Genomic DNA, 23,396 nt, shown 5'->3' with positions numbered 1-23,396 from the left:
CTTGACCGACAGCCTGATTTACCACTGGATACCTGCTTCCCGGGTGCGCCGTGCTCGCCCAGGCTACGCGTTTGCCGCGTCCGGCTTTCAGCCCGGCGCCAGCAGATTGAATGGATACCAAGGCAGGTTGCGGGCGATCCAGAAACCGATGAACAACACCCCCCAGAACCACGCCGAGCTCATCAACCTGGCCATTGGTAGCAGGAATGCGGGCTTCCAGCCTGCAAGCCACGCCACGGTAAAGGGCGTTGCCACCAGCAGCAGCATGGCCAGCACGTTCATGTGGACGGCTGTGGCCAAGTCGCCATGCACCAGTGCATGCAGCATCCGGGTCAGGCCACAGCCTGCACAGTAGTGGCCAGTCACCAGCAGGAACATGCAGGGTGGGAAGGGGTTGCCCGGAAGGTTGGGGTCAAATGTGCGCAACGCCCAGACGCCGGTCCCGGCCACAAGCGTGGCCGGGAGCGAGGCGATCAGCAACCAGCGCCGTGCAGCTATCACCCGGCCGCTTCGATCTGCTGGCGCAATTCGTTGACCTTGTCCATGTAGCCGTCGGTGCCAAGCCAGATCAGCGAGGCCACGGCGATCAGCACGCCCAGGATCAGGAAGCCGGTGGTTACCCAGGTCCAGATCTTGGCGTTGCGGGAAGCGGCCTGGGCACCAGCGATATCACCCACGGCGAGTCTGGAGTTGACCTTGGAGGCGAACACGATGCCGACAATACCGGTGACGATGCCTGGGAAGTTCCAGCACGCCAGACAGCAGACCAGGAAGTTCAGTACGGTGACTGTGATCGACCAGACCAGATAGTTCGGGGTGTTTGTGCTCTGCGGCGCAACGTCATTCATTGGTAAGTCCTTTTGGAGGGAGAAGAGGAAGCTAACGTGACTTGCAGGCATTCGCCGCAGTCAGCGGCGAGATGATCATTGTGGCGATCCAGCATAGGGGCCACGTGATGAAACCGATGAAGACAAAGCACAGCAGGAAGTTGATGAAGGCAATTGCCCAGTAGCCGAACATGATGATCAGCCCGGTGGCGACGTTGCCTGCGTACAGGTGACCAATGCCGAAAACCTGGAAAAACCCCGGCAGCACCTCCAGCAACGCTGCTATCCCGCCGGATTTCTGCGGATGATAGTAGTGGTGCACCTGCTGCGGCGCCGTTGGTGGCGCAGGTGGCACGGCTGGCAGTGATGGCGTGGCGTTGTCCATTGTCCCCTTGCTCCTTGGCTGTGCTGCGGTCCCCGGCAGGCACATAGGGGGCTAGCCTAGCCACTTGTCCTATTTCTGGAAAGTGGGTTTCCCTACTTAGGCTTCATCACCACGCAGCTTGCGGACCAGAATTTCGAGCTGCGAGGCATCGGTCTGGGCGCCATCCACCGGAGGCCCGGCCACAACCTCGATGTGTGCGCGGAAGCGACGCGGCACTCGCATCTGCCCCAGTCGGCTATCACGGCGGCTCCACATGCTGGACCACATGCCCTTCAGCGCCATCGGCACCACCGGCACCGGGCGCCGGGCCAGGATCTTCTCCACGCCCGATTTGAAGGCGGCAATCTCGCCGTCCTTGGTCAAGGCGCCTTCGGGGAAGATGCAGACCAGCTCGCCTTCAGCCAGCGCCGCATCCACCTCGTCGAAGGCGCGCTGCATCAGCGCGGCGTCTTCCTTGGGGCTGGCGATCGGAATGGCCTTGGCGGTCTTGAAGATCCAGCGCATCACCGGCACGTTGAAGATCCGGTAATACATGACGAAGCGCGCCGGGCGCGGGATCACCGCCGACAGGATCAGCGCATCCATGTAGCTGACGTGGTTGCAGACGATCAGCGCGGCACCTTCATCCGGCACATTGTCTTCAACGCCCTTGACCCGAAGCCGGTACAGGGTGCGCACCATCACCCAACTGAGGAAGCGCATCAGGAACTCGGGGACGATGCTGAAGATGTAGACCGCGACCACGATATTGGCGATGGCCAGCGCCAGGAACAGCTGCGGGATGCTCCACTTGAACACGCTCTGGGTGATCAGGCCCAGCACCGCAGCCAACACGATGAAGCCGGAGTTCTGGATGTTGAGCGCGGCGAACACACGTGACATTTCCGACTTCGGCGTGCGGCTCTGGATCAGCGCGAACAGCGGCACCACGAAGAAGCCGGTGAACAGGCCGATGCCGAGCAGGTCGATGATGATGCGCCAGCTGCCGGGCTGCTGGATGAAGCCGGCAACATCCAGCCCAGCTGCGGTGACCGCGCCGGTACGGGCGAAATACAGATCCAGCAGGAACGCACTCATGCCGAAGGCGCCCAGCGGCACCAGGCCGATTTCGACGATGCGCCCGGACAGCTTTTCGCACAGCAGCGAGCCGACGCCGGTACCCAGCGAGAACAGCGCCAGCGTGAAGATATAGAGGATGTCGTTGCCGCCGAGGTTGACCACCGCGTAGGTCGGCAGCTGCGAGGTAAGCACGGTGCCGAAGAACCAGAACCAGGACACGCCGAGGATGGCGTTGCGTACCGCCTTCTGCTTCTTGGCCAGGCGCAGCACCACCAGCGATTCGCTGATAGGGTTCCAGTTGATCTTCAGTTCCGGTGCACCCGCGTCCACGCGCGGAATCATGCGCGCGGTGATGTTGCCTATCAGCGCAAGCGCAATGATCGCGACGGCGGCAACGATCGGGCCATGGGCACCGGCCAGCGCGAAGATCATGCCGCCGGCAATCATGCCGCTGAGGATGGAAATGGAAGTGCCCATTTCCACCAGACCATTACCGCCGGTCAATTCCTCAGGCTTGAGGATGGACGGCAGCACCGAGTATTTGACCGGGCCGAACAAGGTCGATTGCAGGCCGGTGCAGAACAGCGCGACCAGCAGTACCGGCATGTTCTGGGTGAGAAAGCCGACTGCCGCCAGCGACATCACCACGATTTCCATGGTGGTGGTGATGACGATGAGCTTCTGTTTTTCCAGCTTCTCGGCGATCTGCCCGGCCAACGCCGAAAACAGGAAGTAGGGCAGGATGAACAGTGCCGGTGCCAGATTGGTGTACAGCGTGCGTTCTTCGCTGCTGACGCCCAGGTAGAACAGCAGGCCGATGATTGCCTGGCGATAGATGTTGTCGTTGAACGCACCCAGCGCCTGGACGATGAAGAACGGGAGGAAGCGGCGCTGCTTGAGCAGGGCGAACTGATTGTGGCCGGACATCGTGTCTCCTCGGTGCTGCGCGGCACATTAGCAGAACCGCATGATCGTATTGGTCAAGCTGGGGGCGCCTTGCAGACGTCTCTCAAGCGTCGCTGGCGGGTAACAGGCCCAGCAGCGCACGCGCCGCCGGGGTTGGATCGGCCCGCCACACCGCGCAGGTGCGGAAGCGGAATTGCTCAGCCAGCGGCCGCACAAGCGTGCGCTGCATGCGCGCGGCCATGCTGTCCGGCACCACCGCCACCGCCAGGCCGGCAGCGACCAGTTGCTGCTGCAACTCGCTATGGGTGACCTCGTATTGCAGCTGGGCCAGGATGCCACGTTCGCGCAGGGCGTCATCCAGCATGCGCCGCACCCCGGCACCGGGCACCAGGGCGGCCAAGGGCAGGCCTTGCAGCGCCTGCAGCGGGATAGCCGCGAGACTGGCCAAGGGATGATCGATAGGCATCACCAGCGACAGACCTTCCTCATGCAACAGGCGGTGCTGTGGCGGCAGGGTGATCTGCGGGCCGACGCCGACCAGTGCCACGTCCAGGCTGCCTTGCTCCAGTTCGGCCAGCAGCACATCGCTCATCCCGGCCTTCAGGTGTACTTCGACGGCAGGGTGGGCGGCCCGGAACGCCGACAGCAGTGCTGGTACATCGACCACATTGAGTGAGGTGATCTGGCCGATGTTGATGCGGCCACGCACCGTGCCCAGGGTCAGCGCCATTTCCTCCTGCAGGCGGGCGGCCGCCTGCAGGGTCAGCCTAGCGTTGTGCAGGAACACCTCGCCAGCCGCGGTGGGCCGTACAAGCCGGTGGCTGCGCTCGAACAGGCGCGTGCCGAAGGCGTTCTCAAGCCGCGCGATCTGGTGACTCAGCGCCGACTGCACGGTGTGGCAGCGGGCGGCGGCAGCGGTGAAACCGCCTTCCTCGGCCACGGCGACGGCGAATTCGAGCTGGCGCAAAGTAAACATGCCATCACTGAAACAGATGGATGAGATGAAAACAATACATTGGCGTCATTGATGGCATCGGCCCAGACTTGCCCCTGTTCCCGCTGTGGTCTCCCCCATGAATACCCCCGCATCCCCATCCCATCGCCCCTTGAGCCAGGCACAGGTGCTGCTGCTGGCCGCAGCCACCGGCCTGATCGTGGCCGGCAACTATTACGCACAGCCCTTGCTGCAGATCCTGGCGCAGGAGTTCCAGATCAGCGCCGAGCAGGCCGGCTGGGCGGTGACGGTGGCGCAGTTGGCCTATGCCGTTGGCCTGATGCTGATCGTGCCGCTGGGCGACAGGCTGGAGCGGCGCCGGCTGATCGTTGTGCTGTTCGTGCTGGCGGCAGTGGGTTTGGCGATCAGCGCGACCGCGACGCACTTCATGCAGTTGCTGGTGGGTACGGCGCTGTCCGGGCTCAGCGCGGTGGCGGCGCAGATCATCGTGGCGCACGCGGCGGGTCTGGCCGAACCGGAGCAACGTGGCCGGGTGGTGGGCACCATCATGGCCGGCTTGCTGCTGGGCATTCTGTTGGCGCGTACCGCCTCCGGTGTGCTGACTGGATTGGGTTCCTGGCACACCATTTACTGGGTGGCCTGCGTGGCGCTGCTGCTGTTGGCGGTGGTGCTGGCGCGGCTGCTGCCCGCGCATCAGCCCAGCGCCACGCTGTCTTACCCGCGCCTGATTGGTTCGGTGCTGGTGTTGCTGCGTGATGAGCCGCTGCTGCGTCAGCGCTCGCTGTTGGGGGCGTTGTCGTTCGCGGCCTTCAGTGTGTTCTGGACGCCGCTGGCGTTCCTGTTGTCCGGCCCGGCCTATGGTTACTCGATCGCCACGATTGGCTTGTTTGGTCTGATCGGCGCGGCCGGTGCGCTGGCTGCCAGCAGCGGCGGCAAGCTGAGCGATCGTGGCCATGGCCGCGCGGTGGCCGTCGGCGGATTGTTGATGATGCTGCTGTCGTGGGTGGTACTGGCATTTTCGCCGGTGTCGCTGGCGGCTTTGGTGGTAGGCGTGTTGTTGCTGGATATCGCCGTGCAGGCGGTGCATATCAACAACCAGAGCGTGATCTATCAGCTGGATGAAAGTGCCCGCAGCCGCATCACCTCGGCGTATATGACCTGCTATTTCATCGGCGGTGCCAGCGGCTCGGTATTGAGCACGGTGGCCTGGGCGCGCTATGGCTGGACGGGTGTCTGCGTGCTGGGTGGCATGGTTTCCGCGATCGGCCTGCTGGTGTACTTCATGCCGGTACGTCGTGCTGCTGTAGGAGCGGCGTAAGCCGCGAAGCTGGTGATGGTTCCGCTCGCGGGTTGCGCTGCAAGGCTTGCCCTTGCTGAAGGTAAAACCAAGGGCAAGATCAACAGCACCCCTCCCCAGCCCTCCGCGCAAGGGAGGGGGTAGAAGCAACGGCCACTACGCCGGCAACATCGCCTCTTCCGCAGCTGCCCTAAGCTTCGGCAACAGCCGCAGCATCAAGGCCAGCTGGGTGCGCACCAGCCGCGACTTCTCATCGATCTCGTCCGGCATCTGCTCCAGCGCATCTGCCAGCGCGATCTCATCTTCCTGCGGTTCCGCTGGCTGACGCTTGCCCAAGGCTAGGGCCAACGCAGCCAGTGACTGCTGCAGTTGTCGATGCCCTTCAGCAACCAGCGCATCTTCATTGACCGCTTCAGCCCGCGCGCGATGCGCGCCCAAGGCCGACAGATAGCCAAGCAAGGTGTTGGACAGGGCGAGAAAACGGAAGCCCGCATCCAGGTTGCCACGCGCATAGCCAGGCTCGCGCAGCATGTTCGCCAAGGCCACCGACAGTGCGACGTCGGCGTTGTGCATGTCGCGGCGGGCGATGCGGTAGGGCAGGTCGTCGCGCATGCCGCTGCGGTACTGGCCCAGCACTTCATCCAGGTAGGCGGTACTGGTGGCGATCACCTGCGCCATCACCTTGTGCAGGCGCCGGCCTTCCCAGTCGGGCAGGATCAGCAGCGAGGCGATGGCAGCGATGACGCAGCCGATCAAAGTGTCGAGGAAGCGTGGCCAGATCAGCACGAAGCCGTTGCCGATCAGGTTGAAGCACAGCAGCGCCATCACCGTGATCGCAGCGGTCGCCAGCAGATATCTATCAGTGCGGGTGATGAAGAACAGCAAGGCAGCGGTCAAGGCCAACAGCAGCTGCAGGCCGGTGCCTGGGAACAACTGCATCAGCGCCCAGGTCACGCCCAGGCCGAGCAGGGTGCCGGCGATACGCTGCACCAGCCGCAGGCGGGTGGCGCCGAAGTTGGGCCGGCAGACGAAGACGATGGTCAGCAGAATCCAGTAGCCGTTCTCCGGGTGCACCAGCTTCAGCAGCGCGTAACCGGCGATCAGCGCCAGCGCGATGCGCACGCCATGGCGGAACAGCAGCGAGCCAGGCGTCAATGCCTGGCGCAGGCGCGTGCCCATCTCACGCAAGGTGTGCGGTGAGGAATCGCGCAGGCGGGTATCGATGCCTTCCAGCGGCGTATCCGCCAGTGCAGCTTCGGACAACTGTCGTTCGATGCTGGTCAGGTTGGCGGCAAGGAGTTGTAGCGAGCCAAGCAGGCGCGTCCATTGCGGGTTGCGCTGCTCGCGCAGGTACTGCAAAGAAGATTGCAGGTCCTGGCCGGCGACGCGGGTACGTTCGCCATAGTCGAACGGCTGGCGCAGGCGGATGGCCTCACCCAGCGTCTGGCAGGCCTTGCCCTGCAGCGACAGCAGGCGCCGGCAGCGGAACAGCACGTCGCTGTGGAAGAAGGCATCGGCCAGCGCTTCATACGGGTAGTGCGAGGAGCTGGCGCGTTCGTGGAAATCCTGCGCCATGTAATACAGGCGGAAGTACAGGCCTGACTGCACGCCGGGCCGGCCGGAGCGGCCGAAGCGGCTGAGAATGGCGGTCTTGGCGATGTTCAGTGCCTGCACCACGCGCACGTTCTGTTCGGCCAGGGCCAGTCGGCGTGCCTCCAGGTTGCCTTGCCGCACCGGCTCGAACAGGTCGGCCTTGAGCTGCAGGTAGTGGCCGAGTTCGAAGAACAGCCGCGCCAGCCGCTCGCGCACCGGGCGGTTGGCGAACATCGCTGTCCACAGGATCGACAGCAGGCCGTACCAGGCGGCGCCGACCAACAGCGGGATCACCTCGCGCAGCGCCTGTTGCTGGCTGACGTTGTGGTGCTGGTCCATCGCGATCATCGCGTAAATGGCCAGCGTCACCGTGGCCTGGCCGATGGAGGCATAACGCTCGCCCAGCGCCCCGAGCAGGGTCAGGCCGAAGGCGGTCAACGCCAAAGCGCTGATGAAGGGGACGGGGTAGGGGAAGAGTGCGATGACCGCCGCCGCAGCAGCGGCAAAGCACAGCAACGACAACACCACCGATTTTGTGCGGCCCCACCAGTTGTCGTCGGTCTCGGCGATGGCGCTGGCGATGATGCCCAGGAACAGACCAGGAATGGCTTCTAGGTGGCCGTCGTACCAGCCATAGGCGATGGCGGCGGTGAGCGCGATGAACACGCGCAGCCCGTAGCTGGCTTTTTCGTGGGCCCAGAGTTGGCCGAGGTGACGGTCGAGGCGGCGCATGCCGGAAGCGGAAGCTCGCGGAGTCAATGGACTGTCAGCTTGCGGTGCCATCGCGATGCAGGCAAGCGCGATACGTCTTGAAGCGGCTTGATCACGTTGCAGCTACGTTGGCGGCGCGCATGAAATCAAGGAAGACACGCAGCTTGGGCGCCAGTTGTTCGCGCGAGGGGTAGTAAAGATGGAAGCCGGCATAGGGCGGCTGCCAGGCATCAAGCAGGCTGCGCAGGCGGCCAGCGTCGATGTCGGCGCGGGCGATGGGCTCGAAGACCTGCAACAGGCCCAGGCCATCACGCGCGGCCTGCAGGGCGAGCGTGCTGTCGTTGAGCAGCAGCGGTCCGCTTACATCGAGGCTGAAGTCACGGCCATCGCGGCTGAACTCCCACGGCATTACCCGGCCGCTGCTGCTGCGGTGGCGGATGCAGGCGTGGCCGAGCAGGGCTTCGGGCGTCTGCGGTGTGCCATGGCGATCCAGATAGCTTGGCGCGGCGACCACGGTCCAGCGCAGCTGCGGCCCCAACGGCACCGCGATCATGCCGTCAGCCAGTGATTCGCCCAGGCGAATGCCGGCATCGAACCCTTCGCCGACCACATCGACCATCGCTGCCTGCATCGCCAGTTCCACTTCCACCTGCGGGTAGGCGGCATGGAAGGCGGGCAGATGCGGCAGCAGCAGGTACTCGATGGCGAAGCGCGGCGCGGTGATGCGCAGCTGACCGGTGGCGACATCGCGGTTGGCTTCCATCGCATGCAGTGCCTCGCCGATACGGGCCAGCGCCGGCGCGGTGTCGAGCAGCAGGCGTTGGCCGGCTTCGGTCAGACCGACCCGGCGCGTGGTCCGCTGCAGCAGACGGGTGCCGAGACGGCGTTCCAGATTGCGGATGGTCTGCGACAAGGCTGACGGTGATACCGCCAGTTCGATCGCAGCCTGGCGGAAGCTGGCATGCCTGGCCACGCAGGCGAAGGCCGCCAAGGCCGGCAACAGGGCTGGATCTACTGTGAAGTCAGGCTTCATGGTCAGTGCGGAGTATCCGCCTTTATCGACATAGTGGCGAGGGCCTACAGTTGCCTCCGTCCTTTCCCCCGTTGGAGTCGCCGATGAAAACCCGAGTTCTGGGCCGCAATGGTCCTGTCGTTTCCGCGCTTGGCCTGGGCTGCATGGGCATGAGCGCGTTCTATGGCGGCCGTGGTGATGACGCCGCCTCGATTGCGGTGATCCACCGCGCGCTGGAGCGTGGCGTGACGCTGTTGGATACCGCCGATATGTACGGCCCGCATACCAACGAGGTGCTGGTGGGCAAGGCGATTGCCGATCGTCGTGGGCAAGTGTTCCTGGCCACCAAGTTCGGTGTGCGGCTGGATGCCAATGATCCGCAGGCGCGTGGTGTCGACGGCCGGCCGGAGTATGTGCAGGCTGCCTGCGAGGCCAGCTTGCAGCGCTTGGGCGTTGATCATCTCGACCTGTACTACCAACACCGGGTTGATCCGTTGGTGCCGATCGAGGACACCGTGGGTGCGATGGCGCGACTGGTCGAGCAGGGCAAGGTGCGTTATCTGGGCCTGTCCGAGGCCGCGCCAGAGACGATCCGCCGCGCGCATGCAGTGCACCCGATAACCGCGCTGCAGACCGAGTATTCGCTGTGGTCACGCGAGCCGGAGCAGAACGATGTACTGGCGACGGTGCGTGAGCTGGGTATTGGGTTCGTGCCGTACTCGCCGTTGGGGCGTGGCTTTTTGACTGGCGCGATCCGCAGCCCTGCCGATTTCGAGGACGGTGATTACCGGCGCAATTCGCCGCGCTTCCAGGGCGAGAACTTCGATCGGAACCTGGCCTTGGTGGAGCAGGTCAATGCGATTGCCGCCGACAAGGGTGTGACGCCGGGGCAATTGGCCTTGGCCTGGGTGCTGGCGCAGGGCGATGACCTGGTGCCGATTCCCGGGACCAAGCGCTTGCCGTATCTGGAAGAGAATCTGGGTGCGCTGGATGTGTTGCTGAGTGCTGAGGACCTGGCGCGGATTGACGCGGTATTCCCGGTGGATGCGGCGGCGGGTTTGCGTTATCCGGCGGCGAGCATTGGCAGCGTGCATCGGTAGCGCTGAGCTCTGCTTCACATGTAGAGCCGAGCCATGCTCGGTTGCGGCCTGCAAATGTAGAGCCGAGCCATGCTCGGCTGAAGCTTTCCCGACAAGGCCCCTGCCGAGCATGGCTCGGCACTACGTCGGCTCCCTCCCTTGCACGAAGTGCAGGGGAGGGCTGGGGAGGGGAGCTTCTGCGGCATTGCCGGTGAAGCCCCTGCCGAGCATGGCTCGGCACTACATTTCTGCTCCCTCCCTTGCGCCGTAGGCGTAGGGGAGGGTTGGGGAGGGGTAGCTTCTGCGGCATTGCCGGTGAAGCCCCTGCCGAGCATGGCTCGGCACTACGTTTCGGCTCCCTCCCTTGCACGAAGTGCAGGGGAGGGTTGGGGAGGGGTAGCTTTTGCGGCAATACCGATAAAGCCCCTTGCCGAGCATGGCTCGGCACTACCGTTTCGTGCGCTTTGCTTACTGCTGCTCGCGCGCAATCGCGCGCCAGCCAATGTCGTTGCGGTGGAACTCATTGGCCCAGTGGATCTTTGCAACACCTGCATACGCATGCTTCTGCGCATCGCCAACGCTGTCACCCAATGCAGCAACACACAGCACACGGCCGCCGGCGCTGACCACATTGCCGTCAGCATCCAGTGCGGTACCCGCATGGAATACCTTGGCACTGGCCGGCACATCAGCCAATCCGCTGATCACATCTCCGACGATCGGCGTTTCCGGGTAAGGCTTGGCAGCAAGCACCACACCCAGCGACGGACGCGGGTCCCACTGCGCTTCCACACCAGCCAGCGCGCCATCAATGGCCGCTTCAACCAGATCCACCAGGTCCGACTGCAGGCGCAGCATCACCGGTTGGGTTTCCGGGTCGCCGAAACGCACGTTGAATTCGATCACTTTCGGCGCGCCGTCGGCATCGATCATCAAACCGGCATACAGGAAGCCGGTGAACGGCACGCCGTCGGCGATCATGCCGGCGACGGTGGGTTCAACCACTTCGCGCATCACCCGTGCATGCACTTCCGGGGTTACCACCGGTGCCGGCGAGTAAGCGCCCATGCCGCCGGTATTCGGGCCGGTATCGCCATCGCCAACGCGCTTGTGGTCCTGGCTGGTGGCCATTGGCAATGCGATGCGGCCATCGACCATCGAGATGAAGCTGGCTTCTTCGCCTTCGAGGAATTCCTCGATCACCACGCGTGCGCCAGCATCGCCGAAGGCATTGCCGCTGAGCATGTCATGTACGGCGGCTTCGGCTTCCTGCATGGTCATCGCCACGATCACACCCTTGCCGGCAGCAAGACCATCGGCCTTGATCACGATGGGCGCGCCCTTCTCATGCAGATAGGCCAGCGCCGCGTCCACTTCCGTATGCACGGCGTAGTACGCGGTAGGAATGCCGTGACGGGCGAGGAAATCCTTGGCGAAGGCCTTGCTGCCTTCCAACTGCGCGGCAGCAGCGGTCGGCCCGAAGATGCGCATGCCGGCTTCACGGAAGCGATCCACCACGCCCAGCACCAGCGGCACTTCCGGGCCGACCACGGTCAGGCCCACGGACTCGTCCTGCGCCAGCTTCAGCAGGCCTTCGATGTCGTTGACCTTGATCGCGACATTGCGGCACTTGCCTTCGGTGGCGCTGCCAGCATTGCCGGGGGCGACGATCACTTCGCTTACGCGCGGCGATTGCGCCAACTTCCAGGCAAGTGCGTGTTCGCGGCCGCCAGAGCCGATGACGAGGATTTTCATGGGGTCAGTTCCTGTGGGGCATCAATTGGGAAGGCAATGGGAGGCTTTCAGCGTGACTTCGAAGAACGTCGCACCGCCGGCATCCACGAAGCGCCGCCGCACGCCGCCGCCGGCGGCATAGACCGGCTGCAGCGCCGGTTCCCTGCACAGCTCGGTGATGGCCTCGTCCTCGTCACGGCGCAATGCCTCGAACACGTCGGGCTTGGCCTTGGCCATGGCCACGCTTGCGCCGGGAAAACGCACCACGAACACGATGTCGTCAGCATGACGATGTGCCGATTCGGTGATCAAACCATCGCGGTAGGGCTTGGGCAATTGCTTGCCGAGGGTGGCAAGCGCGGAGTGCTGGGCGTCGGTCAGCTTGCTGGTACCACAGCCGGCGAGCAGGACGGCACAAAGCCCGGCGGTGACTGCGAGAATTGCGTTGCGCATCAGTTACAAGCCTCCAGCTGCATGGTGGAAGGAATCAGGTAGCGCGATTGTGCGCTGTCGTAGTCGATGCTGTGGTTCTTGTTGGTTGCACCACCGCAGCCGCGACCTTTCTCCTGCACGCGCAGCGGCCAGTAGGCGAGCTGCGGCTGGCTGTTGTCAGGTGCTGCATCGAAGTTCAGATCCAGGCGGCCATGCGAACAGTTGCCCGACGCATTGCAGTCGATGGCGTTGCGATCATCCAGGTGGCTACGCAGCCAGCCTGCGCTGGACAACTTCTTGTCGCCGTCGAACACATACCAGGCGCGGTTGCGCATTGCCGCGCCGACCACCACCAGTTCGTCGTCGACCTGGAAGCCCCAGGCGTTTGCGCCCATCTGCAGCGTGGTGACGCTGCCCGGCTTGCCGCCGGTGCCGCTGCCCTGGCCGAGCAGTTCGGCGGCGATGCTGATGCCGTCGTCGGCGGCGCGGCGCAGGACGATGAAATCGGTGCTGCCCAGTTCAATCGGGCTGGCATCGTCGTAGCTGGTGCAGATCGCCAGCATGCGGTAGTTGCCGTTCTGCACGCTGATGCTCTGGTCGGCGCAGATATCGCGGTGCACTGCGCGCGCCTGCCCCAGATCGGCATCACTCAATTGCTGCGACCATTGCCCCTGCAGCTGCACAGCGCTGCCATAGCGCTCCTGCAGTGCCGCCATCACCCCGGCCTCGTAGCTGAGTTTCGGCTTCGCTGCCGGAGCGTCGCCCTGTGCGGGCGTGCCCTGCTGGCACGAAGCCAGCAGGGCGACGGCGAGCAGGGAAATCAAACGCGGGAAAACCCTGGTCGCCATGTGCCAGCTCTCGGTGAGGGAATCAGTGACGGAAGTGGCGCACGCCGGTGAATACCATGGCGATGCCATGTTCGTCGGCAGCGGCGATCACTTCGTTGTCACGCATCGAGCCACCCGGCTGGATCACCGCGGTGATGCCGGCTTCGGCTGCTGCATCCAAGCCATCACGGAACGGGAAGAATGCATCCGATGCCATCACCGAGCCCGGCACCACCAGGCCTGCGTCGGCGGCCTTGATGCCGGCGATACGTGCCGAGTACACACGGCTCATCTGGCCAGCGCCAACACCAATGGTGCGCTCGTCCTTGGCGTAAACAATCGCGTTGGACTTGACGTATTTGGCCACGCGCCAGGCGAACAGCAGGTCGCGCGTTTCAGCGGCAGTCGGCGCGCGCTGGGTAACGGTCTTCAATTCGTCAGCGCTCATGCCACGGTTGTCGGCGCTCTGGATCAGCAGGCCCGAACCAATGCGCTTGGTGTCGTAGTTGTTGCGCGCATCACCGGCCGGAATGCGCAGCACGCGCACGTTCGCTTTCTTGGTGGCGTAGTCCAGTGCGGCCGGTTCGTAGTCCGGTGCAATCAGTACTTCGACGAACTGGCGGTCGAGGATGGCCTTGGCGGTGGCCACATCCAACGTTCGGTTGAAGGCAAGGATTCCGCCGAATGCGCTGGTCGGGTCGGTGTTGTAGGCCATCTCGTAAGCGGCGCCAACATCGGCAGCCACGGCCACGCCGCACGGGTTGGCGTGCTTGACGATGACACAGGCCGGCACCTCGAACTGCCGCACGCATTCCCATGCGGCATCGGCGTCGGCCAGGTTGTTGTAGCTCAGTTCCTTGCCCTGCAGCTGCACGAAGGTGGCCAGGGTGCCCGGCACCGGATACAGGTCGCGGTAGAACACGCCGCTCTGGTGCGGGTTCTCGCCGTAGCGCAGGTCCATGACCTTGATGAAGGAGGAATTCATCTGCGCCGGGTATTCATTGCGCACCGGCACAGCGGCGCTGGTGTCGGTGACGGCCGACAGATAGTTGCTGATCGCCGCGTCGTACTGGGCGACGCGGTTGAACGCGGCCACCGACAGTTCAAACCGCTTGGCGGCGGACAGTTTGCCGTCGTTGCTGGCCAGCTCGGCCAGCAAGGCGTCGTACTGGTCCGGGCTGGTTGCCACGGCGACGCGGGCGAAGTTCTTGGCTGCGCTGCGCAGCATCGCCGGGCCGCCGATGTCGATGTTCTCCACCGCGTCGGCGAGCGTGCAGTCGGCCTTGGCGGTGACCGATTCGAACGGATACAGGTTCAGTACCAACAGGTCAATCGCGGCGATGCCGTGTTCTGCCATTACCGCGTCATCGGTGCCGGCGCGGCCGAGCAGGCCACCGTGCACCATCGGGTGCAGGGTCTTGACCCGGCCGTCCATCATTTCCGGGAAGCCGGTGAGATCGGACACGTCCTTGACCGGCAGGCCGGCCTCGCGGATCGCCTTGGCGGTGCCGCCGGTGGACAGCAGCTCGACGTTGCGGGCAGCCAGGGCACGGGCCAGATCGATCAGGCCGGTCTTGTCGGAAACGGACAGCAGAGCCCGGCGTACGGGCAGCAGATCAGAAGACATGGGGAGGCAGGGGGAAGCGGAAGCGGGCCCATATTGTAGCCGCGCGGTCACAGAGAAGCAGGTGCAGTGCCGAGCCATGCTCGGCAAAGGCTTTCCCAGCAATGCAATGTAGTGCCGAGCCATGCTCGGCAAGGGCCTTCCCAGCAATGTACGACGGCGGGGATTACCGGTAACGCTTCTGCCGAGCATGGCTCGGCACTACAGACAGCCCGGGGCTTACGCCAGCCCGTATTCCTTCAGCTTCTTGCGCAGGGTGGCGCGGTGTATGCCCAGCAACGCCGCGGCGCGGCTCTGGTTGCCTTCGCAATGGTTCAGCACTTCTACGAACAACGGGATTTCCATCTCGCGCAGCACGATCTCGTACACGTCGTCGGCGTCGCAGCCGTCCAGATCGCGCAGGTAGCGCCGTACGGACTGGGCAACGTGTTCGCGAAGCGGTGGCTTCGGAGCGCCACGACTGGTGTCAGGACGGGTGAGGGCAGCGTTCAAGGAGAGTTCCCGGGTTCAGCAAAGTCGGGCGCGTTGGCCCGGCATGGGGGAGGGAGTCTAGCGCGTGGGCCGTCGGCCTGCCACGCCATTGTCCCGCGTTTACTGAAATTCGAAGCTGAAGGCGACGGTGGCAGCGGCTGGTTCGCGCAGCCGGAACGACACCTGCGCGCTTTGTCCGGGCTCCAATCGCGCCAACGGATCAGCGCCTGGGCCCAGGTATTCGGCCGGCTGCAGGGTACGCCGGCCGATCACCCGGCCATCGGCATCGGACAGTGACAAGCGCAGCGCCGGCCAAGCCTGTGCCCAGCGGGCGTCATTGCGGAAGCTGGTCTGTACCTGCAGGGCGCCAGCCTGCCCAGGGACTGGACGGATGTCGCGGCTGAGCATGCTGTACGCGCTGGGTTCGTGCCACGGCGGCAGGGTGCAGCGCAGCACGCTGCAAAGGCCGCTGACCAGCGGCCGGGTGCCAGCATCGGCGGCGAGCTTGGCACGGTCGGCAAGAATGATCTGCAGGCCGAGCAGCAATGCCAATGCCAGTACCAGACCCCATTGCCAGCGCGGGGTGTCAACCGGTGCTGCTGCCTGTGCGCGGTTCTGGCGCGCGAAGCTGGGTGCGGCTGCAGCCTGCGACGCGCTGTCTTCCGTCGGCTCCGCGTCCTCGATGCCGGGGCTGTCGCTGACGGCTGCGGCTTCCGGCATGACGAGCTCGGCTTGCGCTGCCGCAGGCGGTGACGTTTCAGCGCGCTCAATTGCTGATCCTTCGACTTCAGTCCGTTCGACGTCAGCCTGTGCGGCGTCAGGCTGCACCACGTCGGCTGGATCTGCCGGTACAGGCAGATCCAGTGCGAGCGTGGCTTGCGTGTCATCGGCCGCCGACGCCGCCGGCGCGCTTTCGGGCGAGCCTGGCTTGGACGTGCTGTTGGCCGGACCTTGCAGGAAGGTCGCCAGGGAAGGCTGGGTAGGCGCGGTTTCGTCAGTCATGGCAGGGCAGGCTGAGGCACTGGCCCCATTCAAGCACGGCGCACGCCGGTGATGCGCATCCAGTCACCATCCTGGGTAGCTTCGAGCTGGTCGAACCAGGCCGCATAGCGTTCCAGCAGCTCGCTTTCCTGGCCGTGCAGGATGCCGGACAGGGCAATCTGCCCACCCGCCGCGACACGCGCGGCCAGCAACTCTGCCAGTGCGTCCAGTGCCGAGGCGAGGATGTTGGCCACCACCACCGGATAGGTGGCGACCGGTTCGTCTTCCGGCAGATAGGCGGCGATATGCACGCCGTTGCGCTCACCGTTGTCGTGGGTGGCGATCAGCGCCTGTGGGTCGTTGTCCACGCCCACGGCCGCCGCGGCGCCCAGCTTCAGCGCGGCCAGGGCGAGGATGCCGGAGCCGCAACCGAAATCGAGCACGGTGTTGCCGACCAGCTTGCCCTCGGCCGAGAGCTGGTCCAGCCAGCGCAGGCACAGCGCGGTGGTCGGATGGGTGCCCGAGCCGAAGGCCAGACCCGGGTCCAGGCGCACGATGGCGGCGTCAGCGGCCTGTGCAGCTTCCGGCAGCTCATGGTTCCACGGCACGATCCAGGTGCGCTGGCCGAACTGCATCGGCTGGAACTGGTCCAGCCAGGCGCGTTCCCAGTCTTCGTCCTGGACGGCGCGGAAGCTGGCCTGGGTCCACTCCAGGCCCGGGTCGAATGATTCCAGTGCGGCCAGTAGGGCCAATGCGTTGGTGTCGGCTGGGAACAGTGCGCTCAGGGTCAGCTCGTTCCACAGCGGGGTTTCGCCCACGCCCGGTTCCAGGATCGCGCGCTCGTTGCTGGTGTCAGCGTCGGCATCGAGCATGGTCACCGCCAAAGCGCCGACGTCATCGAGGGCGTTCTCGTAGCGGGGCTGGGTGGCTTCGGTGCAGCGCAGGGTCAGTTCGAGGAAGGGCATGGCGGCGTACGGCAACGGCGGGACAGGGCACGCATCCTAGACGAGCTGGGCACCAATTGCCCGTTCAGCTGGCTGGTTCATCCGCTGCGGCAGCCGGTATTGATAGAATTCCGTACCCGTGACTGTGTAGCAGGCTGTCTCTCTCCCATGCTCGCTTTGCTTGCCAGAAAGCCCTGGTATCTATTGGTGCTGCCTGCGGCGGTGCTGATGGTTGCCTTGGGTGTTCGCAGTGGCAACCTCCTGCATGGGGACACGGCAGAAGTTGCTGCGGCCAATGGCGGCAATCCCGCCGAACTTGGCGGGCCAAGCTTGAGTGCCGCTACTTCGATGCCTGAGCAAACCGCCGCCGTGGCGGCGGGCTTGCCGCTGGATCTGCGCGCCGCATTTGAGAACGGCAGCGATCTGTTTGCCTATGCCCGGCAACTGCAGGCCGCTGCGGATGCGGGTAATGCCGAGGCCGGCTGGATGGCCAGCCGCATTTACGATTACTGCGGCGTGTTTGCGATGGACCCCTCGGGCTACGCGCTGGACAGTGCCGCATTGCAGCGCATGGATCTGGATGCCATTTCCGCGATGCTGGCCGCACGCGGCAAGGTGCGCCAGGGCTGCGCGGGCTTTACCGCTGCCGATGGGCTGGGCCGCGCGCGTCTGCTGCAACAGCGCTTGGCCTCGGCCAAGGCCGGCAATCTGGCAGCCGAGGCAGCCCTGTTGTCGATGGGTGAACCCTTGGACGAGAGCCCCAAGTACCGGCGTGAGCTGGTGGAGCGGGTGCAGTCCTCGCAGGACCCGGAAGCCTTCCTGGCGATCTCCGGTGCGATGGGTACCGCAGCCGCTGGCGATGATGCCTACAAGGGCATGGTTGCCGGTAGCCAGTTCAGTCAGTTGGCCTGGCAGGTGGCTGCCTGCCAACTCGGTTTGGCGTGTGGACCCAACAGTGCCTTGATGGTGGCCTATTGCGCCAATGGCGGGATCTGCTCGCGCGATCCGCAGCAGGATTTTCAGTCATTCGTTTACGACGCTGCGGTACCGCGGCAGGGTGTGGAAAAGATGAACGAAATGATCAACAGCTTGCGCAAGGCGCAGCGAGGTGTGCGATGAACTACCGTCGTTTCATGCACGGGGCAAAGTTCTGGATATGGGTTGTGCTGTTTGTGGCCTATTCGGCGGGTGCGGTTGGCGTGGTGCTGATCGACACCTATGAAGACCGTTACCGAACGCTGTCCAAGGTCAAGCTGACCAGCGTCAAATCCGATGCGGATCTGCGCCGTGCTGGTGCTACCCAGGCCGCAGCGGTGTATCGCGCGCAGAGCGGCATGCCGTTCAATACCTTGCAGCCGGGCAGCAGTTTCCAGATCGTCTGGCCGGACGGTTCGGTGGAAACGGTGACGGTGGTTGATCCGTCCTCGCCGTTGGGCACGGAGCCGCTCAAGGGCAGCGCGGTAGACGCCGAGTAAGTCGGCGTTTCCATCAGGCACAAAAAAGGCGGGGATTCCCGCCTTTTTTGTGCGCGCTTGCTTCCGTAGTGCCGAGCCATGCTCGGCTGGGGCTCTGCTGGTAATGCCCATGCCGAGCATGGCTCGGCACTACCTGACCCCCATGGTTGCCCAAGCAACCACACTCCGCTCCACCGTCACGCTCTGGCACACTCGCGCTTCCACCAACACGGAAGTCGCCGCCATCGTTCGCCAGACCTGCCTTGCCCGCATCGCCAGCTTCGCGCTCATCACCCTGAGCAGCACCGCACTGGCCGCCGACACCTTCGTCGCCCGCGACCATGTCAGCGATGGCACCTTTACCACCGGCATCGAAGGCCCGGCCACTGGTCCTGACGGCGCGCTGTACGTGGTCAATCTCGGCAAGGACGGCACCATCGGCCGCGTCGATGAAACCGGCAAGGCAACGCTTTTCCTCACCCTGCCCGAAGGCAGCGTCGGCAACGGCATCCGTTTCGGCAGCGATGGCACGATGTATATCGCCGACTACCCACGCCACAACATCCTGCGCGTAGCGCCAGGCTCAACCAACGTCAGCGTGTTCGCGCACCTTCCCGATGCGCACCAGCCCAACGACATCGCCCTCGCCCCGGACGGCACGCTCTACGCCAGCGACCCTAACTGGGCCAAGGCCGACGATGGCCAGCTATGGCGCGTCGACCGCGACGGCAGCGTGCACCTGCTGGAATCCGGCATGGGCACTACCAACGGCATCGAGGTCAGTCCCGACGGCCAACGCCTCTACGTCAACGAAAGCGTGCAGCGCAATGTCTGGGTTTACGACCGTGCCGCCGACGGCAGCTTGGCCAACAAGCGCCTGCTGATCCGCTTCGATGACCACGGCATGGATGGCATGCGCTGCGACGCAGACGGCAATCTCTATATCGCCCGTTACGACGCCGGTGTGATTGCTGTGGTCTCGCCCGATGGCAAGCTGCTACGCGAGGTGCCGCTCAAAGGCCGCAAGCCCAGCAATCTCGCCTTTGGCGGCAGCGATGGCCGCCAGGTCTTCGTCACCCTGCAGGACCGGGGCGCGGTGGAAACCTTCCAGGCCGACCACCCCGGCCGTGAATACGGTTTGCAACCATCTGCCAAACCCTGAGGCCCCAGTCTCAGCTGCTGCAATCCATATCAGGCATGCTGTAGGTCATGGGAGGAACCGCAATGCACAGCATCGAACTGAAGGACCCGGCCAGCTTCGGCAATGAGTTTCTGCGACTGACCCTGATGCAGGGTTTCCAGTCGCTGACCAAGCGCGACCTGGAATTGCTGATCTTCGTGTTGATCGAACGCGATGGCGCGATAAATCGCAGCGACTCCAACGCCGCCGTTGCCCTGCAGCTGCGGGTCACTCCGGCCAAGGTCAAAGGCCTGCGTCGCGATGGCTATGCGCGTTGGCGGGCCTTGGTGCCTGAGGAAGGTGAGGCCGCCCTGCAGCGCATCGTCGGCGCGGTGCTGACCGAGGCCAACCTGCGCTCCGGGGCAAAGCACGTCAGCGAGCGCAGCCGCAAGGAAGGTTTTCTCGCGATCCGCATCGAGCACCCCGACGATGCCCAGCGCTTCGAGCAGGCCATCCTCGATGTCGGTGCGATTCCGGTCTATGAGCGCAACCGCGAAGTGGTGGCGGTGCGCTTCGACACTCTGCTCAACATCGCCGAACGCTGGAATTACCTGCAGCCCGATCCGCAGGCCACGCTGGATGCCTTGAAGAAGCTGGCCCCGGCCTCGGAGGAAGTCGCCGACCTGCTGAAGAAGGACGTCACCCAACTGCGTTGGATCGACCTGCGTCGCGCGCTCAACAGCTTGGGCGCGAAGGCGATCAGCTCTACCGCCGAAGGTGGTTTGAAGGGCTTGCTGAAACTGGTCTTCCCGTTCATCCCGGGCTGAGCGGCTCGCCCGTTCAGCTGCTGCGCACTACCATCACAACTGCCGCCACCCGCGTGGCGGGCCCTGTTTCCACCAACGATGAGTCGTGCCATGTCTGTGCTTCGTATTGCCCTGCCGTTGGCGTTCGCCATCCTGCTGCCCGTTGTTGCCAACGCCCAGACCGTGCCGCGCCCTGAGCCTGCGGTCAGCATGCCGCTGAACGATGCGCCGGTGCATGTGCGCGAGCAATCGCTGGCGACTGGCAAGGTCACCCACTCCACGCAGATTTTGATGCCCACCGACCAGGCCCAGGTCACCGTGCGATCGATCCAGCCGGACAGCGTGATCGGCAATTACCGCATCGATTTCGACGCGATGGATGTGGATGGTGATGGCTTCATCAGCCGCGCCGAAGCGCAGGCCAATCCAGCCTTGGCTGACGAGTTCAATGCATTGGATACGGCGCGTCGCGGCAAGTTGTCGCGCGAGCAGTTGGCGGGCTGGTTGCGCTGAAGCGTCACCTGTAGTGCCGAGCCATGCTCGGCAGCCGCTTCACCTGTAGTGCCGAGCCATGCTCGGCATGGGGCATTACCGAGAAAGCCCCTGCCGAGCATGGCTCGGCACTACATTCGCATTGCTGGTAAAGCCTCTGCCGAACATGGTTCGGCACCACATTACCTACAGGCCTGAGGCGCGCTTCCAGAACATCGACATCAATGGCGGCATCTTGCCCGCCAGACCCAATAGCGCGCCACGCGCCAGGGTCAGGTGCATCTCGTCGTTGGAGAACACCTTGTTGATCGCATCGAAACTGTAAGCGGCTACCGTGTTCTCGCTGCGCCGGGTACGCGCCCAGCGCTGCAAGCGGTGCGGTGAACTCCAATCCTGCCGACGCTGCTTGGCTTCGCGCACAAGATCACGCAGGCCGGCCACGTCGCGTAGGCCCAGGTTCACACCCTGCCCGGCCAGCGGATGCACCACGTGCGCCGCATCGCCCAAGGTCAGCACGCGCCCGGCGACATATGCACTAGCCAATTGACGGCGCAGCGGGAACGCCGCGCGCGTCGAGGCCAAGCGCATCTCACCCAGACGCCCGGCAAACGCGTTGGTCAGCTCGCGATTGAAGCTGTCCTCATCCAATGCCAGCACGCGCTCGGCTTCGGCATCCGGCAGGGTCCAGACGATGGAACTGCGGTTGCGCTCGAACGGCAGCACCGCCAACGGGCCGGTATCAAGGAAACGCTGCCAGGCGGTGTCTTCGTTAGGCAGCACGCTGTCCACATAGGCAACCACGCCGCGCTGACCATAGTCATGTCGGCTGACTTCCAACCCCGCCAGCGTACGCAGGGTAGATTCGGCACCATCGGCAGCAATCGCGATCGAGGCTTCAACACGACGGCCATCATCCAGGCGCAGGCGCACACCCTGCGCATCCTGCTCCATTGCTTCCACCCGTGCCGGGCAATACAACTGCACGCCGGCAGCCGGCAATGCCGCCCACAGCCGATCCACCAACAAGCCGTTCTCGACGATCCAGCCCAGCTCGCGCCGGCCGAGCGTGTCGGCGTCAAAGGTCAGATCGCCGCCGCCAGCGGCATCCCACACCCGCATGCGCCGATAGGCGCGGGCGCGGGCTTGGTCCACCTGCTTCCACACGCCCAGCGACTCCAGCAGCGCGGCATTATCGGCAGCAAACGCGAATACACGCAGGTCCGGCTTCTGTGCCGACCATGCTGGCGGCTCACGGCCTTCCACCACCGCCACCTGCAGGCCTTCGCCTGCCAGCGCCAGTGCGCAGGCCGCACCAACCACGCCACCGCCAACGATTACGGCGTCCCACTGTCCGCGGCGGCTCATCGCGCCTCACTCCTGCACAGCTCGGGCACTTGCCCGCGGAAGCCCATCGCTCCGCCAACCAGGAATGACTGCACCGCCGGGGCCTGCGCCGCAGCTACAAAACCCAGGCTGCGCAGCGGCCGGATCAACGGGGTGGCATTGCTGGTCAAACGGGCAAGCCCATCGGAGAACGCCAGCGTCTGCTCGCGATCCGGGCCACGCCGCGCCACATACGCCTGCAGCAGCTCTTCACTACCAGGGTCGCGTGCCGCATCGCCGATCAATTCGGCCAGGGTCAGCGCGTCACGCAGACCAAGGTTGAAACCCTGCGCACCCAGCGGATGGATGGTCTGCGCGGCATTGCCCAGCAACAGCGCGCGCTCGCCAACCAGCTTCTGCGCCAGCACCTGGATCAGCGGGTAGGCGCTACGCGGGCCGCTTTCCAGCAGCCGCCCGGCACGCCAACCCACGGCATCCTGCAGCCGCGCCAGCCACGCCGTGTCATCCAAGGCCATCACCGTGTCAGCCTCGTCGCGGGCGACACCATGGACTACACCGTAATGGCGGTCGCCACGCGGCAGCAATGCAGTCGGGCCGGTATCGGTGAAGCGCTCATAGGCACAGCCGTCCGGCGCCTTGGCCGCACGCAGCCGCGCCACGAACAGTGTCTGCTGGTAGTCGTGTTCGCTGACGTCGATCCCCAGCGCCTGCCGAACCGCGCTGCGGGTGCCGTCGGCGCCAATCACCAGCCGGGCCTGCAGGCGCTGCTCGCCGCTGCCATCGGCAATCAATACCTCGCGGCGACCGTCGCTGCTCTCGCCGAGGCTGACGAACTTGGCCGGGCGGTAGCGGGTCAGCTGCTGCAGCTCGCCCAGCCGCGCTTCCAGCGCCTCACCAAAATCGCGCGCCACCACCACCTGGCCGAACGCCTCGCGGCCGTAATCGGCGGCCTGCATCAGCACACGGCCGAAATCACCGGCACGGCTGACATGGATGCGACGGATCGGGCCACCGGGGTTGGCCAGCTTCTGCATCACCCCCAACGCGGTCAGCGCGTTGATCGTGGCGGCGGCGAAACTGAGGTTGCGCTGGTCGAACACCGCCGGCAGCGCGCCGCCCGGGGTCGCCTCGACCAGGCCTACATCCAGCCCCAACCGGTCCAATGCGATGGCCAGACTGGCACCAACCAGCCCACCACCGACGATCACTACGTCATGGTTCTTGCTCATGGGCCAATGATAACGGGGCTGCACCCGCCCGGTCGCCGCCCCTTGCCGCAGTGCAACCGCCTGTTCACCCCCACTGCGGCTAGAATGGCCGTCTGATTAACGGAAATCGCCACC

General features: G+C 64.7%; 23 protein-coding genes. 7 read left to right on the top strand and 16 right to left on the bottom strand.

The window, feature by feature from the left end:
* Positions 1-87: 87 nt before the first annotated feature.
* From ACVOLZ_RS13060 to ACVOLZ_RS13040, 5 genes are all read right to left on the bottom strand, one after another.
* A complete protein-coding gene (locus tag ACVOLZ_RS13060) occupies positions 88-498 on the bottom strand; it encodes a DUF2752 domain-containing protein (protein ID WP_481516543.1) in 411 nt (136 codons plus the stop codon).
* Entirely contained in the window at positions 498-848 is a 351-nt protein-coding gene (locus ACVOLZ_RS13055; RefSeq protein WP_481516533.1) for a CD225/dispanin family protein, read from the bottom strand. Before ACVOLZ_RS13055 ends, ACVOLZ_RS13060 begins: the two co-directional genes overlap by 1 nt.
* Before the next feature lie 31 nt (positions 849-879).
* Positions 880-1,212 (bottom strand): hypothetical protein, encoded by a 333-nt coding sequence (locus ACVOLZ_RS13050; RefSeq protein ID WP_481516532.1) that lies wholly within the window; start codon positions 1,210-1,212, stop codon positions 880-882.
* A 96-nt stretch (positions 1,213-1,308) separates the two neighbouring features.
* A complete protein-coding gene (locus tag ACVOLZ_RS13045; protein WP_481516531.1) occupies positions 1,309-3,198 on the bottom strand; it encodes an MFS transporter in 1,890 nt (629 codons plus the stop codon).
* A gap of 82 nt (positions 3,199-3,280) precedes the next feature.
* Positions 3,281-4,153, bottom strand: a complete 873-nt coding sequence (locus ACVOLZ_RS13040; RefSeq protein WP_481516530.1) for a LysR family transcriptional regulator — start codon at positions 4,151-4,153, stop codon at positions 3,281-3,283.
* A gap of 97 nt (positions 4,154-4,250) precedes the next feature.
* Here ACVOLZ_RS13040 and ACVOLZ_RS13035 point away from each other — a divergent pair, with 97 nt between their 5' ends.
* Positions 4,251-5,450 carry an MFS transporter gene (locus ACVOLZ_RS13035; protein WP_481516529.1) on the top strand — a complete coding sequence of 400 codons (1,200 nt, stop codon included), beginning with the start codon at positions 4,251-4,253 and terminating at the stop codon, positions 5,448-5,450.
* Between the two features lie 135 nt (positions 5,451-5,585).
* On the opposite strand, the gene yccS is transcribed toward ACVOLZ_RS13035, so the two are convergent.
* Together yccS and ACVOLZ_RS13025 are read right to left on the bottom strand one after the other, a co-directional pair.
* A complete protein-coding gene (gene yccS / locus ACVOLZ_RS13030; protein WP_481516528.1) occupies positions 5,586-7,754 on the bottom strand; it encodes a YccS family putative transporter in 2,169 nt (722 codons plus the stop codon).
* A gap of 91 nt (positions 7,755-7,845) precedes the next feature.
* Complete coding sequence (locus ACVOLZ_RS13025) at positions 7,846-8,766, bottom strand: LysR family transcriptional regulator (protein WP_481516527.1); 921 nt, start codon at positions 8,764-8,766, stop codon at positions 7,846-7,848.
* A gap of 83 nt (positions 8,767-8,849) precedes the next feature.
* Between ACVOLZ_RS13025 and ACVOLZ_RS13020 the strand changes: the two genes are divergently transcribed.
* Complete coding sequence (locus ACVOLZ_RS13020) at positions 8,850-9,845, top strand: aldo/keto reductase (RefSeq protein WP_481516526.1); 996 nt, start codon at positions 8,850-8,852, stop codon at positions 9,843-9,845.
* Positions 9,846-10,292: 447 nt separating this feature from the next.
* Here the strand turns inward: ACVOLZ_RS13020 and purD are convergent, their stop codons facing one another.
* From purD to prmA, 7 genes are all read right to left on the bottom strand, one after another.
* Positions 10,293-11,579, bottom strand: coding sequence for a phosphoribosylamine--glycine ligase (gene purD / locus ACVOLZ_RS13015; protein ID WP_481516525.1), 1,287 nt, complete (start codon positions 11,577-11,579; stop codon positions 10,293-10,295).
* A 21-nt stretch (positions 11,580-11,600) separates the two neighbouring features.
* Positions 11,601-12,011, bottom strand: a complete 411-nt coding sequence (locus tag ACVOLZ_RS13010) for a hypothetical protein (protein ID WP_481516524.1) — start codon at positions 12,009-12,011, stop codon at positions 11,601-11,603.
* The gene (locus ACVOLZ_RS13005) at positions 12,011-12,838 is read right to left on the bottom strand and encodes a hypothetical protein (RefSeq protein WP_481516523.1); all 828 of its coding nucleotides are present in this window, start codon (positions 12,836-12,838) and stop codon (positions 12,011-12,013) included. The genes ACVOLZ_RS13010 and ACVOLZ_RS13005 overlap by 1 nt, the downstream gene beginning before the upstream one ends.
* A 22-nt stretch (positions 12,839-12,860) precedes the next feature.
* A complete protein-coding gene (purH, locus tag ACVOLZ_RS13000; RefSeq protein ID WP_481516522.1) occupies positions 12,861-14,444 on the bottom strand; it encodes a bifunctional phosphoribosylaminoimidazolecarboxamide formyltransferase/IMP cyclohydrolase in 1,584 nt (527 codons plus the stop codon).
* A 216-nt stretch (positions 14,445-14,660) separates the two neighbouring features.
* Entirely contained in the window at positions 14,661-14,933 is a 273-nt protein-coding gene (gene fis, locus ACVOLZ_RS12995) for a DNA-binding transcriptional regulator Fis (protein ID WP_481516521.1), read from the bottom strand.
* Positions 14,934-15,032: 99 nt separating this feature from the next.
* Entirely contained in the window at positions 15,033-15,914 is an 882-nt protein-coding gene (locus tag ACVOLZ_RS12990) for a DUF3426 domain-containing protein (RefSeq protein WP_481516520.1), read from the bottom strand.
* Positions 15,915-15,943: 29 nt separating this feature from the next.
* Positions 15,944-16,858 carry a 50S ribosomal protein L11 methyltransferase gene (gene prmA, locus ACVOLZ_RS12985; protein WP_481516519.1) on the bottom strand — a complete coding sequence of 305 codons (915 nt, stop codon included), beginning with the start codon at positions 16,856-16,858 and terminating at the stop codon, positions 15,944-15,946.
* Between the two features lie 147 nt (positions 16,859-17,005).
* Here prmA and ACVOLZ_RS12980 point away from each other — a divergent pair, with 147 nt between their 5' ends.
* The 5 genes from ACVOLZ_RS12980 to ACVOLZ_RS12960 all read left to right on the top strand — a co-directional run bounded on the left by ACVOLZ_RS12980 (position 17,006) and on the right by ACVOLZ_RS12960 (position 20,730).
* A complete protein-coding gene (locus ACVOLZ_RS12980; RefSeq protein WP_481516518.1) occupies positions 17,006-17,956 on the top strand; it encodes a hypothetical protein in 951 nt (316 codons plus the stop codon).
* Positions 17,953-18,312, top strand: coding sequence for a hypothetical protein (locus ACVOLZ_RS12975; RefSeq protein ID WP_481510610.1), 360 nt, complete (start codon positions 17,953-17,955; stop codon positions 18,310-18,312). Before ACVOLZ_RS12980 ends, ACVOLZ_RS12975 begins: the two co-directional genes overlap by 4 nt.
* Positions 18,313-18,454: 142 nt before the next feature.
* Positions 18,455-19,453, top strand: a complete 999-nt coding sequence (locus ACVOLZ_RS12970) for an SMP-30/gluconolactonase/LRE family protein (RefSeq protein WP_481516517.1) — start codon at positions 18,455-18,457, stop codon at positions 19,451-19,453.
* 62 nt (positions 19,454-19,515) lie between these two features.
* Complete coding sequence (locus ACVOLZ_RS12965; RefSeq protein ID WP_481516516.1) at positions 19,516-20,238, top strand: hypothetical protein; 723 nt, start codon at positions 19,516-19,518, stop codon at positions 20,236-20,238.
* Positions 20,239-20,328: 90 nt separating this feature from the next.
* Positions 20,329-20,730, top strand: coding sequence for an EF-hand domain-containing protein (locus tag ACVOLZ_RS12960; protein ID WP_481516515.1), 402 nt, complete (start codon positions 20,329-20,331; stop codon positions 20,728-20,730).
* 165 nt (positions 20,731-20,895) lie between these two features.
* Here ACVOLZ_RS12960 and ACVOLZ_RS12955 read toward each other — a convergent pair whose 3' ends face one another.
* Both ACVOLZ_RS12955 and ubiH read right to left on the bottom strand, forming a co-directional pair.
* Positions 20,896-22,074, bottom strand: coding sequence for a UbiH/UbiF family hydroxylase (locus tag ACVOLZ_RS12955; RefSeq protein ID WP_481516514.1), 1,179 nt, complete (start codon positions 22,072-22,074; stop codon positions 20,896-20,898).
* Positions 22,071-23,282 (bottom strand): 2-octaprenyl-6-methoxyphenyl hydroxylase, encoded by a 1,212-nt coding sequence (ubiH, locus tag ACVOLZ_RS12950; RefSeq protein ID WP_481516513.1) that lies wholly within the window; start codon positions 23,280-23,282, stop codon positions 22,071-22,073. Before ubiH ends, ACVOLZ_RS12955 begins: the two co-directional genes overlap by 4 nt.
* Positions 23,283-23,396: the final 114 nt, after the last annotated feature.

The sequence above is a fragment of the Stenotrophomonas sp. STEN020 genome (genome assembly GCF_056760195.1).
The sequence above is the reverse complement of the archived record's forward strand: the minus strand, read 5'-3'. Positions and strand labels throughout refer to the sequence as shown.